General features: G+C 40.1%; 12 protein-coding genes. 4 read left to right on the top strand and 8 right to left on the bottom strand.

Features of this window, described 5'->3' with window-relative positions; translation table 11 throughout:
- Positions 1 to 168: 168 nt before the first annotated feature.
- The 4 genes from CWB66_RS02770 to CWB66_RS02755 form a co-directional block, all read right to left on the bottom strand.
- Positions 169 to 834 carry a hypothetical protein gene (locus CWB66_RS02770; protein WP_138584262.1) on the bottom strand — a complete coding sequence of 222 codons (666 nt, stop codon included), beginning with the start codon at positions 832 to 834 and terminating at the stop codon, positions 169 to 171.
- Positions 835 to 965: 131 nt separating this feature from the next.
- Positions 966 to 2945: a phytase gene (locus CWB66_RS02765; RefSeq protein ID WP_138584261.1), complete on the bottom strand. Its 1980-nt coding sequence runs from the start codon at positions 2943 to 2945 to the stop codon at positions 966 to 968.
- A gap of 11 nt (positions 2946 to 2956) precedes the next feature.
- Positions 2957 to 3931, bottom strand: a complete 975-nt coding sequence (locus tag CWB66_RS02760; RefSeq protein WP_138584260.1) for a purple acid phosphatase family protein — start codon at positions 3929 to 3931, stop codon at positions 2957 to 2959.
- A gap of 56 nt (positions 3932 to 3987) precedes the next feature.
- Positions 3988 to 6291: a TonB-dependent receptor plug domain-containing protein gene (locus CWB66_RS02755; RefSeq protein WP_138584259.1), complete on the bottom strand. Its 2304-nt coding sequence runs from the start codon at positions 6289 to 6291 to the stop codon at positions 3988 to 3990.
- Between the two features lie 299 nt (positions 6292 to 6590).
- Here CWB66_RS02755 and CWB66_RS02750 point away from each other — a divergent pair, with 299 nt between their 5' ends.
- A complete protein-coding gene (locus tag CWB66_RS02750; protein ID WP_138584258.1) occupies positions 6591 to 7511 on the top strand; it encodes a GGDEF domain-containing protein in 921 nt (306 codons plus the stop codon).
- Positions 7495 to 8496: an AraC family transcriptional regulator gene (locus CWB66_RS02745; protein WP_138584257.1), complete on the top strand. Its 1002-nt coding sequence runs from the start codon at positions 7495 to 7497 to the stop codon at positions 8494 to 8496. The genes CWB66_RS02750 and CWB66_RS02745 overlap by 17 nt, the downstream gene beginning before the upstream one ends.
- Before the next feature lies 1 nt (position 8497).
- On the opposite strand, the gene CWB66_RS02740 is transcribed toward CWB66_RS02745, so the two are convergent.
- The 4 genes from CWB66_RS02740 to ettA form a co-directional block, all read right to left on the bottom strand.
- On the bottom strand, positions 8498 to 9001 hold the full coding sequence (locus CWB66_RS02740) for a TlpA family protein disulfide reductase (protein ID WP_138584256.1): 504 nt from the start codon (positions 8999 to 9001) through the stop codon (positions 8498 to 8500).
- 62 nt (positions 9002 to 9063) lie between these two features.
- Entirely contained in the window at positions 9064 to 9972 is a 909-nt protein-coding gene (locus CWB66_RS02735; RefSeq protein ID WP_138584255.1) for a histone deacetylase family protein, read from the bottom strand.
- A gap of 53 nt (positions 9973 to 10025) precedes the next feature.
- Entirely contained in the window at positions 10026 to 10394 is a 369-nt protein-coding gene (locus tag CWB66_RS02730; protein WP_138584254.1) for a PilZ domain-containing protein, read from the bottom strand.
- A gap of 155 nt (positions 10395 to 10549) precedes the next feature.
- Positions 10550 to 12223: an energy-dependent translational throttle protein EttA gene (ettA, locus tag CWB66_RS02725; RefSeq protein ID WP_077535696.1), complete on the bottom strand. Its 1674-nt coding sequence runs from the start codon at positions 12221 to 12223 to the stop codon at positions 10550 to 10552.
- A gap of 221 nt (positions 12224 to 12444) precedes the next feature.
- Here ettA and CWB66_RS02720 point away from each other — a divergent pair, with 221 nt between their 5' ends.
- Together CWB66_RS02720 and CWB66_RS02715 are read left to right on the top strand one after the other, a co-directional pair.
- Positions 12445 to 13392 (top strand): homoserine O-succinyltransferase, encoded by a 948-nt coding sequence (locus CWB66_RS02720; protein ID WP_138584253.1) that lies wholly within the window; start codon positions 12445 to 12447, stop codon positions 13390 to 13392.
- Positions 13382 to 14455 (top strand): homocysteine S-methyltransferase family protein, encoded by a 1074-nt coding sequence (locus tag CWB66_RS02715; protein ID WP_138584252.1) that lies wholly within the window; start codon positions 13382 to 13384, stop codon positions 14453 to 14455. The genes CWB66_RS02720 and CWB66_RS02715 overlap by 11 nt, the downstream gene beginning before the upstream one ends.
- Positions 14456 to 14462 lie beyond the last annotated feature (7 nt).

The following is a 14462-nucleotide window of genomic DNA, read 5'->3' as shown; positions in this document are numbered from 1 at the left end:
GTATAATACCAACCTGCATAAATCTTTGATCAATTTAACGAATTAAATTGCACTATAACGTCGTTAAAAATTTTTTATTTAGAACAACTAGATACAAAAATTTTTGCCTAGTTCTAGCGTAATTTTCTTAACGTCAAATAGACCCCATATATAAGCAGATTGGTATAACTATTTTTTAAAATCATCCGCATTGTAATAAAGGGGCTTAAAGGTGCCACAGTTTACAAATTTATAGTTTAGTTCGCTATCAGGTGGGACGAGCTTTGAAGTGCGGATCATCTGCAAACAGGCATTTTTTAAATCTACAAAAATTAGATGATTGAAACTCGGTGCTTTTGTTATTTTATGAATGTATATACGACCATCATTATTTAGCGTGATCATATCGTATTCTTGCCATTGTGATGGTTCACTTAAATCGGTTAACTCTCTCGCGTAAAGCTGTTTACTCAGGACTATCGATTTATTTGTGTAGAGCTTATTACCACCTTGCCGATAATCACCATCATAAACATCTGCAATAATTGTGACTTCTTCGCCTCGTATTAAACGTTGAATATTAAATGGTTGTGGCTTAATTGTAATTAGCTCTGCATCTCTGACTAAGTCCAAAAAAGGAACATCAGAAACATCCACTTTATAAACGACTTGCACATCATGAGGGAGCTCATAGCCTGGCAAATTAACGGCAAAAACACTCGAGTTTTGATTTATTAATACCATAGCGTGCTCAGCATTATATGCGGGATCGACCGGCGGAAGCTCTACTTTTTCTTCTTCTGCTAGAGTAAAGCTACTTATCGTTATTAGTAACAAAGTAAACAATAGGCGCATAATTATCTCAATCAATTTATAGGCTTAAATTATAGTATAAAAAAGGCTCGTATGAGCCTTTTAAATATCTGAATAAATAACCTGAACTACAGGATATAAATATCTTAACGAGAGTTCAGGTTAAATAAGCACTACTTAATTGCTTTTTTAACCTCTCGCCAATCTATTATTTTAAAGTTTTGCGGTTGTTGAGGTAGTCGGTTATAGCCATCTTGTACAACTAAAATGCCCTCAGGATAACCTGGTAAGGGTTTAGCCGTAACGGTTAATCCATCGGTTTCTGATACGCCATCAATACCGCGAGACAAATCACTTATAACGCTAAATTTTCCCGCAAACTCTAAACTTGGTGCTGTAACGCCCTGATCATCACCATTTATTTTATAAAGCACATAACTGTCATCACCTTGGCTCGAAACAACTAGGTAACGGGCTTTGTCGCCATGATAAATCTCCATGCCTTCAACATCATCAATGAGCTGCTCGTTTACTGTTTGCAGTAAAGTGGGCGTTATTCCTGCCGTTGGCTCTGCACCAATAAACCAAATGCCAGCATCCTCCTCGCCTACGAATAATTGCCCTAGTTTATCATCGGCACTACAGCCTTCAGGTTGGCTGGGTAAGCTAAACTCACGAACTAGTTTACCGGTAATATTATCGCCATTTTCATTAAGTTTATATTGCTGATAAAGCCCTGATTTATCATTTACAAATACATAATTACCAGTGCCTGATGAATACATACATAAACCGTAAATTTCATTAAGATTAGTTGGAATATCAGTGATATGTTTTATATTGTTACTGGCTTGTACGGTAAATACACTAATACTATTAAGGCTACGGTTACTGGCCGTTATTAATGTATTTGTGTTGTTTTTAATAGTGTTATTTTGGCGCAGATCAACGTTATTTAAACGGCCCACTTCAAGTGACTGTTCAAGCTTGCCATTAAGGTTATACACCATTAATCCACGGCGTTTATCTGTGCCTAAAATCAAGCTGTTTGCTGTGTTTTTAGGGTTGATCCAAATTGCTGGATCGTCTGCTGCATCACCAAAAGCTTTCACGGGAGTCGTTTGTGCGCTGGCTTTAATTTTAGTGATTGATTGTACGTTTGTTTTTAATGAGTTATTAATAGGCGTTACAGGTAGCGAGCTTTGCATATAAACACCCGTTTCGTCGTTATATAATATGGCAGTTGCAGTGCTATTGCTTGTGTAATTTATTGCTACCGACTCCAAGCTTAAGCCTCCGCTTAGCGTCCAGTTTTTTAAAGCCTTGCTGATTGGATCATACGCATAGACTTGATTATTTTCGGTGCTGGTAAACCAAATCATCCCATCAGATGACGTTGATAGGGCACCCAGCTCGGCGTTTAGTGCACCAAAAGGCGCCACTAAAGCGATTGGCTTTTTATTTGCTTTCGATTCAGCATTGGCATTTATTGCCCATATACCTATTTCGCCTTCGCTTACAAATAAAGTATTAGTCGCCGTACTTACCGCACAGCCAGACGCTTCATTTACGCCTGAAAATTCACGTACATTTATATTAAGCGCTTTATTATTTATGGTATTAAAAATAATGGTTTCTGTAATTAATCCGCGTACATCGGGTACAAATGCTGATATTGCCCCAGTTTCTTTATTTGCAAATAAGCATACTGTATCTGGTCGCGCTTGTGGCGTTGCGATACGTGTAACCTCAGTGATTTTCCAGCTAGTTTTATGTTGTTCTAGTTTGAATATAATTACGTTATCTTGGTTGTTATCGATTGTAGCGACTAAAAACGAGCTCGCGGTTAATTGACTAATAGAAAGCGCTTCAAAGTTACCTTTTTTAATAATATTACTTTGTTGCGTTGTGCTATCAGCAATCACCAAACCTTTGCTTTTACTTGTTAGTAACCAGTTATTATTACTTAACCATGCAGCTTGTGATCCTTGCATATTATTTGTTGGACCAAACTCAGTATTATCAATGACAGCTTGGGACGCTGTATTTTGTACCGCTGAATGCGTAGTAACGCTATTATTACAAGCACTTAACGCGCTAAATACTAGGCCACTTACAATTAGGCTAAGAGGTGTTTTTAATTTAAAATTCATGGTATTACCCTTTATTGGTCAAAGCGCTTTTGGGTGCTATAACGCACTTCGCCTTTATAATTTATAGCGGTTACTTTTAGTACTTTATCGTTTATTGAAAAGCTCAAAAATCCTGGTGTGGCTTCTGCAAAACGCGTAAATTTACGTTGTTTTACATTACGTATTTTGCCACCTGCGCCGGATATAAAATGCGCGAGTTTACTGCTTTTTGTCTGGTTATGTTGAAGATCATGCTCATGCCCAGCTATGTATGCTTGAACACCATTTTGCTCAAGTATAGGCTCAAGTAAATTACGCAATTTTTCATTTAGTCCATAACGTTTACCGCTGCTATAAAGCGGGTGGTGGCCTATAACTATTTTCCAGCGTGCTTTGCTGGTAGCCAATTGGTTATTCAGCCATGTTAATTGTGCTTGGCCGTCTTGCGCTTGTGTTGCTTTATATTTTTCGCGTGTTTTGTATTCTGGATTTAATGGATTAGTGTCTAAAAATACCATTAATACTTGCTCGCCATCTTTTAAAGTAAAGGTTTTGCTGTAATAGCGTGCAGGTAAATTCCAGCGCTGACTTTTATTGCTGTAATCAAGTTGTGCTTGTGCGTTACCTAAATAGTCGTGATTGCCCAGCACCACATACCAAGGCTCAAATGTGTGAGGGCCGTGATAAATATCTTCGTATGCACTTTGCCAAAGTGGGTCGTTAATACTTGCAATGCCATTGGGGTAAAAGTTATCACCGGTTGAAATAATAAAATCTCCATCCGTTTGATACATCGCTATTTCTAGCTGGTGGGCGACCTCTTTTTGATCAAAATGGCCATTATGACCCCAATCACCTATTACCGTAAAATTCAAACTTTTAGGTAGTGCGCTCAAATCAGCTATCTTTTGTTGCTCGTATACCGCGTTGGTATAGGTTACGTTTGCTAATGCACATTGAATGGGGCATAGACTAAGTGCGATTAGCAATAATGTTTTTTTAATCATGGTTACTCTCCCATGTTAACTGATGCTATTTGATGAGCACCACTTAACAAATTTACTTAAAACGCGTAACGCAGCATTATTTGATAAACAGGACCCGCTTCTTCAGATTCAATTTCGTACTCATCAAAGCGTCTACTAAACTGTTCATCAACGGTATCAAACTTATTAAAGGTTTCGTCTTTACTTGCATCAAGTAGATTTGAGCCTACTAAGCGCAGCGTTATGTCTTCCCAGCGTTTTTCTATAAAAATTTCAAAATCGGCACTGTAAGACGTTGTTACTTCCTCACCTACAATGCGTCCATAAGCATCACCTTGCTTACGATAAGTTGCGCCAAAAGCCGCTCTAAGCTTCGGTAAATCTTGAATAAATCCTATGTTATACACGTAGTCTGATTGGTCATTAAATTTGCGATCCCCAAAAAAGTCAGTGACTTCGCTATCAAGCCACGAATAGTTTAAAAACACGCCAGTGTTAGGCATATTAAATGCGCCAAGTGGTGTCGATAAATCAAGTTCAATCCCTTTTACATTACCGTCCCCCGTATTGCGTGGTTGCAGTACAAACGTGCCTTCGCCTTCAGAGCCTTGTTGTTCTGTGTTTGCTATTTCTATTAGGTCGTTTACTTTGCGATAAAATAAATTAATACCCACAACGCCACTTTTTCCTAAACGATATTCGTAGCCTAAATCCATACCCCAAGCTGATTCGGGTTTTAATTCAGGGTTACCTAGTTGGTCGTTATCGCCAAGTTCTTTTTCGATAAGTGCGGGTGTCAAAAAATCAAATTCAGGGCGGCGTAAACTACGTGCAACTGATGCGCTAATACGGCCATTTTCAGTGACGTTATAACGAAAATGTGCAGAAGGAAGAATAAAGTCATAATTGTTATCTTCGGTTACAGCAACAGTTTTGTCATTGATTTTTGAGTTGGTAGACTCCCAACGTGCGCCCAGCTCCCAAGCAAACAAATCATCTTGGTGTTTAACAAGTGCAAACACGTCAAAGCGATCTTCTTCTAAGGTACTTACGCCTCCAGTAACAGCTTCATATTCACTGTCAAAGGTAGCGAGTGTTAGTGGGGTTGCCGCATATTGATCCCAGCGGGTAAGGGCTAACGCTCGCTCGTTTTGCGATTCAAAAATTTCACTGTCACGCTTTTTACTTTGTAAAAATGCACCAAATTGAATTTCTTTATTTTCGCCCCAAGGCTGGCTATGTTGCCATTGCAGTGTCCATTCTTTGTCGTCTATTGCGCTTTTAGTTTGTTCTTCTTCAAATACCATAGACAGCTCTGAGGTATCTAGCTCTACTTCTTGCTCATAGACGGATTCTTCAAATTTGGCGAACCCAAACTTAAATTTACTGGTGCCGTTTAGAAGTGGGAACTCATAAGCGGTATTGATATTGTAATTAGTCTGATCGATATACTTAACATTGGCGTTATCGGTTTCTAAGTTTCCACCATTTACAATATCGCTATTGGTGGCAGTGGGGTCATTGTATTCAAATGAGCGCTCATCTTCAGTTCGCTCTGTATCAACCCACATTGCGCTAATATTAAACTGACTGTCGTCATTAAAAATAATTTCGTAACTGGCGTTAAGTGATGTGTCGTCGCCATCGCGCGTATCAGATTGATCTTCTCGGTTATCAAATTCTTCCGTTCTATAGTTTTTATTATTTTCTGGGCTATCGCCATAGCGCTGGCTGGTTTTTTGTTTTGGGTTATATCGTCCTTGTAAATTTGCACCAAGCAGTAATCGCCCTCCGGCTAATTCGGTACCGTATACGCCCGCTAAACTTTCTTTAAACTCACCATTGTCATAACGTAAGCCACCAACACGTAAGTAACCGCCGTCGAGGCTATAACCATCGCGCAATACAATATTTAATGTGCCCGCTATCGCATCGGCTGAACGATTCGCGCTTGATGAGCGAATTATTTCAACGCGTTCGATTAACTCAGCCGGAATTCGGTCAACAAAAAATGAACGGTCGGCACCCGCGCCAGGCACTTCCTCACCGTTTATAAGCACTTTAGTATAGGCAGGGCTTAAGCCTCGCATCCGCGCACCATCCGATTCAAGCACATCCGATAAGAATGTAACGCTAGGTACGCGTTTTAAAGCATCACCGGCTGTAAGCGGTTCAAAGCGTTGAAAGTACTCTTGTGAATACTCTAAAGTGGGTGCAAGTTCGTCTGAGCGATTTCTGTAACCAATTTCGCCATATACAACAATTTTTTCAGAAACCTCAATGTCTTTCTTTTTAGTTTCTTTTACATCATCTTCTGCATACGCCGTTAAATTACATAATGCTAATGCGGCTACCAGTGCTTTTATTTTAAAGTGTTTCATTGTATTTGCTCTTGGTTATTACAGGGTTGTTTCTTGGTATGGCGAGCAAACTAAGGTTGTTTGATGACGTAAATGTGACAAGGTATGTATTAAACACGCGTATTTAGTGACGTTTGAGCAACACGCAGAGCTTATTGAGCTTCTCGCACTCCTAGTAAAACAATGCGTTATGCACTGTGCAGCGCTGTTGTTAAAGTCCCTATCATTTTGTTGTCATATAGCTGAGCTAATATGACCCTGCTAACACAAACTGATATGAACTAACTTTAAAACTCATTTATAAACAAAAGATACAACACATGCGATTTAATCCCTTTACCAGCCACCGACTATTAACAAACGCCATCATTAGCCTATTTTTAAGTGCTGTGTTTTTAAGTGCTTATTTAGGTGAACTTAAAACGTATGCTGATATTCAATGGCTCGATATTATGGGGGAGGGCGGCATTGTATTAATGACTCTTGTTTGGATCTCCGTGTTATTAATATCTAGGCCCCCCAGTAAAGTAACAACTTACTTGGTGATTGGTGTCGGGCTATTTATGTTTTCAGCCACGCTCGATTTACTTGATGAGTGGTTAATGCATCCTGCGCATCAATGGCTAAGTTGGATTGAATCACTGCCCGCGCCGCTAGGCATGCTATTAACGAGTGTAGGTTTGTATTACTGGCATCAAGAGCAATATGTATTAAATAGTCAGTTACGCCGTCGCGAAGTGCATTTACGTGAGCACGACAAAGTATGCTCAGTCACAGGCCTTTATAAAGCGCAGTATTTAGATTCAGTAATTAACGAGCAATTAATTAGCACGCAGCCGTTTTGGTTAGGAGCTATTGATATACGTGATTTCTCGCACTTTAATAATGAATTTGGTTTTAGTGAGGGTGACAGGTTACTGCGTGAAATAAGTGAGTTATTACTTATGAATTGCCGATTAAGTGATGTGGTGTGCCGTTATGCGGGAGATTGTTTTATGGTGCTAATGCCAGCCACTACAGAGCAGCAAGCTAAAGAGTTGATGGCGCAAATTAAAGGGGCTTTAAGGTACTGCGCATTTAAAGTTGAGGCGTCAAAAAAAGCAAGGTTTCAGCATGTAACGACAGCTTTAATACAAGGAAATGTAGGCAATAACACGCGGACATTAACAAGCCAGTTGCACAGCCAATTACAGCAAAAAAAGCATCAACAAAAAGTAGCGCAACGTGCACACCTTTGTTAATCAAAATGATAAGTACCTAAGCGCACAAGGGCTTATCACAACAATTGTAGAACTGGCACAGAACCGAGGGATTGATTTACATAAACTGTTGCGGGGGACTGGTATTTTTGAGCAAGATTTACTTAATTTTCAGCATGCGTTTAGTATCTCTCAGCAGGTGCGTTTATTAGCACAATTTAAGTCATTGATGAAAAGTACCGACAGTGGCTTTTTACTCGGTAGCCAGCTAATTAACGATACACGAGCTGAAGCACAAACCCTTATGTACAGCGCTAATTTAGCTCAAGTATTAAAGCAGTTATCGCTTTTAAGAATGCAGCTAGCGCCTTTGTTATTTAGCCAAACGTATATTAAAAACAATAATTTATATATTTATATTCAGCCCGCGCACGGGCTCGACGAAGATTTATACCATTATGTTTTAGAGATATACAGCACCGCATTTTATAGTTTACTTAAACGAGTAAGCGCAAGTTATCCCCATTGTCAGTTTGACTTTGCGTTTAAGCGCCCTCGCCATATTCAAGAATACGAACATAATTTGGGACTCAAGGTTAGTTTTGATAAGCCATGTACATGCTGGGTATTAAATAAAACCATGTTACGGGCCAAAAATCCGCATGCTAGTCAATTACGCTTTATGCAAGCTCAGTCGCAGTTACATAACCAAAATGTAGTCAGCATGACTTTTATTGAAGCGGTCTGTCGGTACTTATATGCCTATCCAAGTGTCAATTTAGAGTTTACTGCCAAACATTTTGCAATGAGCCCAGCAACATTTAAGCGCAAACTTAAACTCAATGGTGTACGCTTTTCAACGTTAATTGATGCTCAAAATAAGCATAAAGCGATTTATTTACTTACCTTATGTGCTAAACGAAATGAACAAGTCGCTGAGCAGTTGGCTTTTTATGATATACCTAACTTTCGGCGTGCATTTAAACGTTGGACAGGTTTAACTCCGAGCCAGTTAAAAACACAGTAAGCTACTTTGTTTTTACATTAATAGAATGCAGTAAGGTGCGCGCATTTAAATGCAGGTTTGCATCTTCTGAGTTTGAAGTGTTAGTAAGCCAAACAACGCGGCCTTTTTTATCAATAAATAAGGTAGTCGGTGTACCTCGTATACTTAATTGCGCTGCAATTGCGTCCGCTTTTACTGCTGTTTTAAAAGTATACCCTCTGTCTGAAAGTGCTTTAGCGGGAGTGGCATCGTCATCTTCTTTAAAGCTCACGGCAATAACTTTTAAGCCCATGTCGTTTATTTTTTGAAGCGCGGGTTGCAGCTTTTTACAGTATGGGCACCAAGTCGCCCAAAAATGCAAAACATAAGGCTGGCCCACTAAGTCATGAGTATTAATGATAGAGCCATCTGCCATTTGTAAATTTAATGTAGGCAATTGAGGATGCGCTTCATCTGTGTTTTGATCTTGCGCATGTACCGTAAAACTTAATAAAAAGAGTGAGATAGCAGTAAGTAGTTGTGTCATAGTGTTTTCGTTTTTATTGTCTGTATTAAATAAGAACGAGAATTTAACATTTTTATTTCATATTAAAAGCGAGCGGCTTGCTCAACTATAATTGCGTGGCGTTTAGCAAGACGAAGGTGATCTCTATCATAACCGCCGCCAATCACAGTGGCTACTGGCGTGTTGTGCTCAAGGCAGCGTTTAAGCACTAAGTGATCGCGTTTGACTATTCCATCCCAACTGATATCTAATTTACCTAGCCCATCGTCTTGCCATATATCAACGCCTGCGTCGTAAAGCACTAAGCTTGGGTTTAGTTCTTTAAGTAAATAACTTAAGGTGTCGTCTACTATGGCGAGGTATTCGTCGTCTTTCATATTGTCGGCCAAGCCAATATCCAAATCACTAGGGGACTTTCTAAAGGGGAAGTTTTTTTCACAATGAATAGAACAAGTATAAGCATAGGGTTGATGCTGTAACATTGCAGCTGTGCCGTCGCCTTGGTGCACATCTAAATCAAAAATAAGCACATTAGTCACTTCGCCACTTTTTATTAACGTCTCGGCAGTAAAGGCTAAATCATTAACCATGCAAAAACCTGAACCAAAGTCATGATGTGCGTGATGTGTGCCACCAGCTAAGTGACACGCTATGCCGTGCTGAAGTGCTAAGCGAGCCGTTTGCAGCGTACCTTGCGGGGCTGTAAATGTACGATTCATTAACTCTTGGGACCAAGGTAAGCCAATGCGACGCATGGTTTTTTCATTTAAGCGGTTGTGCCATAGATCTTGAATGTAGTTATCGCAATGCACAAGTTCAAGTGGCCCTGGCTTGCCTAATATTGGCTCAACTAGATTATTGCCAATTAAGCCAAGCTCTGCAACATGCTCATATAAATGTGCAAACTTACTCATTGCAAAGCGGTGTTTTGGATCAAAACTAAACGAGTAATTGGGGTGATACACTAAAGGTAAATGTGGATTTAAGATCATGTTTGCACAAGTTAAAAAATTTGCTCTATGGTAATCAACTAATCTAAATGAGTCTATTGTAGTGTGTCGTGGATCAACATAGCGAGCTCGCGATGTAATAGTTCGTCATCGGCTAAATTTAACTCAATTAAGCGCTTTAAATGCGTAATACTGTCTATATCAATATAATGGCATTTTAGGCCTATGTGGTTTGCTTTTATATGAGAAACCATAACTTCCATTTTTATTTCTATTTCGCTTTGCGGGAGTGTAAAGCACAGTATTGCATTGGTATTAGTGCTGCTAGAAAAGGCGTCACATCTAGTAATTAACGCGCCATGTAAAGATATATCGAGTAATTTACATGGGTATTGATGATCATTAAAAATTACTTGTGCATCGGTTGAAAATAAAACACGAGAAAACTGACGACGATTTTGCATAACCTAACTTGGCCTTATTGTTTTTATAATAAATTAATCATAGCGGGTAATTCTCTACATGCTAGAAAATAAGTGTTTAGAATACTGGTGGCATAAAAAAGCCCCGCATAAATGCAGGGCTTAGTGTTACTGTAATAAATTAGCTACAGTGAATATTAGCCAATTTTTTTGTACTTAATACGTTTAGGTTGAGCTGCTGCTGCACCCAATGTCTTTTTAAGCCACTCTTCGTATTCAGTGTAGTTACCATCAAAGAAGTTAATTTGACCTTCATCGCGGTAATCTAAAATATGTGTAGCAATACGGTCAAGGAACCAACGGTCATGCGATATACACATTACACAACCTGGGAACTCTAAAATAGCGTTCTCAAGTGCACGTAGTGTTTCAACGTCCAAGTCATTGGTTGGCTCATCCAGTAATAACACATTGCCGCCCGCTTTTAATAACTTAGCAAGGTGTAAACGGTTACGCTCACCACCTGATAGGTCTTTAACAAACTTTTGCTGATCGTTACCTTTAAAGTTAAAGCGACTTACATACGCACGGCTTGGGAACTCAAAGTTACCAATTTTTAATACGTCTTGACCGTCTGATATTTCTTGGAAAACAGTTTTGCTTTCGTCCATTCCGTCGCGGAACTGATCAACAGTCGCAAGGTGTACAGTTTCACCAACGCTGATGCTACCGCTGTCTTGCTCTTGCTCACCGCTTATCATTTTAAATAACGTTGATTTACCCGCGCCATTCGCGCCAATAATGCCCACAATGGCACCTTTTGGCATGCTAAAGCTTAAATCGTCAATTAAAACGCGATCGCCAAAGCTCTTACGAAGATTAGTTACTTCAAGTACTTGGTCGCCTAAACGCGGGCCAGGTGGAATAAACATTTCGTTAGTTTCGTTACGCTTTTGGTAATCAGATTGCTGCATTTCAGTAAACTGAGCCATACGTGCTTTTGACTTAGCTTGGCGACCTTTAGGGTTTGAACGAACCCATTCAAGTTCTTGCGCAATTGATTTTTGACGCGCTTTTTCTGATTTTTGTTCTTGCTGCAGGCGCGCATCTTTTTGTTCAAGCCAAGAAGAGTAGTTACCTTCCCATGGAATACCTTCGCCACGGTCAAGCTCTAATATCCAACCAGCTACATTATCAAGGAAGTAACGGTCATGCGTTACTGCCACAACGGTGCCTTCGTAATCGTGTAAGAAACGCTCTAACCATGCAACCGACTCAGCATCCAAGTGGTTAGTTGGCTCATCGAGAATAAGCATGTCTGGTTTTTCAAGTAATAATCGACATATAGCAACACGACGACGCTCACCACCTGAAAGGTGCTCAATTTTAGCATCCCATTCTGGCAGACGAAGTGCATCAGCAGCACGTTCTAAAACGTTATCGATGTTATGACCATCGTGCGCTTGAATAACCGCTTCAAGCTCGCCTTGCTCTTTTGCAAGTGCGTCAAAGTCAGCACCTTCCATTGCGTATTCGTTATACACTTCATCAAGACGGCTAAGTGCATGTTTAACTTCGCCAACAGCTTCTTCAACAATTTCACGCACTGTTTTACTTTCGTCCAGTACAGGCTCTTGTGGCAAGTAACCAATTTTTGTACCAGGCTGAGGATGTGCTTCACCTTCAAAATCTTGGTCAACACCGGCCATAATGCGTAGTAAAGTAGATTTACCAGAACCGTTTAAACCAAGCACACCAATTTTTGCGCCAGGGAAAAAGTGCAACGAAATATCTTTTAAGATAGTGCGCTTAGGTGGCACAACCTTAGATACTCGACTCATCGAGAATATAAATTTATCAGGTAAAACCATGAAAGGAGCCTTCAAATAATAATAAAAATTTCAATGTTGTATTGTAGTGGCTCTCAGGTGAAACAGTCAACGAATGGCATAGTTTTAAAGCACTAAAGCATGCTTGTAAGCAAAGTATAAAATCATGAATAAATTTCATTTGGACATCTATACATCTAGAGGTTGATATTTTTTACTTTCAGTTCATAATTAGCACAGGTTTTTATGAACAGGAGTGAAGTATGCCAATTACAGTAAAAGACGAGTTGCCGGCTATTGCGCGTTTACGTCAAGAAGACGTATTTGTAATGCCAAAAAGTCGTGCAAAAACGCAAGAAATACGCCCAATGCGTTTGGCTATTTTAAACTTAATGCCTAATAAAGTAGAAACCGAAGTTCAGTTTATTCGCTTACTTGCCAACTCGCCTTTGCAAGTAAACGTAGAACTACTACGCCTTGACACTCACCGCAGTAGTAGCAACTCAGAAGAGCACCTTGATACCTTTTATCGTTACTTTTCTGAAGTTAAAGACAACAATTACGATGCATTAATAGTAACCGGCGCGCCACTTGCCCATTTAGAATACGACGATGTAGCATATTGGGATGAGCTAAAGGTCATTATTGATTGGGCCGAGCAACACGTTACCTCTACGTTATTTTCGTGCTGGGCAGCACATGCCGCGTTATATCACCATTACAATTTAAAGCGCGATTTAAAAGACGACAAACTGTGTGGCGTATTTACTCACCAATGTTATTTTGAGCACGGTGCACTGACTCGCGGATTCGACGACACTTTTTTAGTACCGCACTCACGCTATGGCCACATTGATATAAATAAAATAAACGCCTGTGATGAGCTGGTGGTATTGGCTGGCTCTGAGCGAGTAGGGGCTTATTTACTTAAAAATAAATCGGGTAGCCAAGTGTTTATAACCGGTCACCCAGAGTACGACGCCGACTCGCTAAAAGCAGAATATGAGCGAGATTGTAAAAAAAGCCCCAATGCACCAAAACCCGAAAATTACTTTGTGGACGATGATGCAACCAAACAACCTTCAAAAACGTGGCAAAGCCATGCTTTTTTACTTTTTTCGAACTGGTTAAATTACTACGTGTACCAAACCACACCGTATGATATTAATTTAGTTAGCCAAGATGTGAGGACTAACAACTATGCCGAATAACGCGCCTACAAATAATAAGCAAGCCGAAATAAGTGCAGCATTAAAAGAACGCATTTTAATTTTAGATGGTGCTATGGGCACCATGATCCAAGATCATAAGCTAGAAGAAGAAGACTATCGCGCAGAGCGTTTTAAAGACTGGCATGTATTAATTAAAGGCAATAACGATTTATTAAGCCTAACCAAGCCCGACTTAATCACTGATATTCATCGTGGTTTTTTATCAGCGGGCGCCGATATTATCGAAACTAACACGTTTAACTCGACCACTATCTCGATGGAAGATTACGACATGGCAAGCCTAAGCCGTGAAATAAACCGAGAGTCGGCTAAATTAGCACGCGCAATTTGCGATGAATTTACAGCTAAAACGCCACAAAAACCACGCTATGTAGCCGGTGTTTTAGGACCAACCTCTAAAACGTGTTCAATTTCGCCAGACGTAAACGATCCGGGTTACCGAAATGTCACCTTTGATAAGTTGGTTACTGCGTATGTTGAGTCTACCCTTGCATTAATGGAAGGCGGCGCCGATTTAATACTAATCGAAACTATATTCGACACCCTTAATGCAAAAGCCGCCTCGTTTGGCGTAGAAGAAGCCTTTGAGCAAGCTGGGCGTACATTACCAGTTATGATCTCGGGCACTATTACCGACGCCTCTGGTCGTACGCTTTCGGGGCAAACAACCGAAGCATTTTATAATTCTATTCGCCATATTAAGCCTATTTCGATTGGTTTAAACTGCGCGCTTGGTCCTGATTTACTGCGCCAATATGTAGAAGAGTTGTCGCGCGTATGCGAAACCTTTACATCGGTACACCCTAATGCGGGCTTGCCTAATGAGTTTGGTGAATACGACTTAGAAGCGGGCGATATGGCAACCGAAATTATCGATTGGGGTAAATCGGGCTTTATTAATATAGTAGGCGGATGCTGCGGTACAACACCTGCGCATATTCGCGCGTTTGCAAAAGGGCTCGAAGGCGTTAAGCCTCGCCAATTGCCAGAGCTTGAAGTACGCATGCGTTTATCGGGCCTTGAAGCCTGTAACTTAAATTAAGGAGCCA

The organism is Pseudoalteromonas sp. S558 (genome assembly GCF_005886635.1).
Classification (GTDB): domain Bacteria; phylum Pseudomonadota; class Gammaproteobacteria; order Enterobacterales; family Alteromonadaceae; genus Pseudoalteromonas; species Pseudoalteromonas aliena.
The sequence above is the reverse complement of the archived record's forward strand: the minus strand, read 5'-3'. Positions and strand labels throughout refer to the sequence as shown.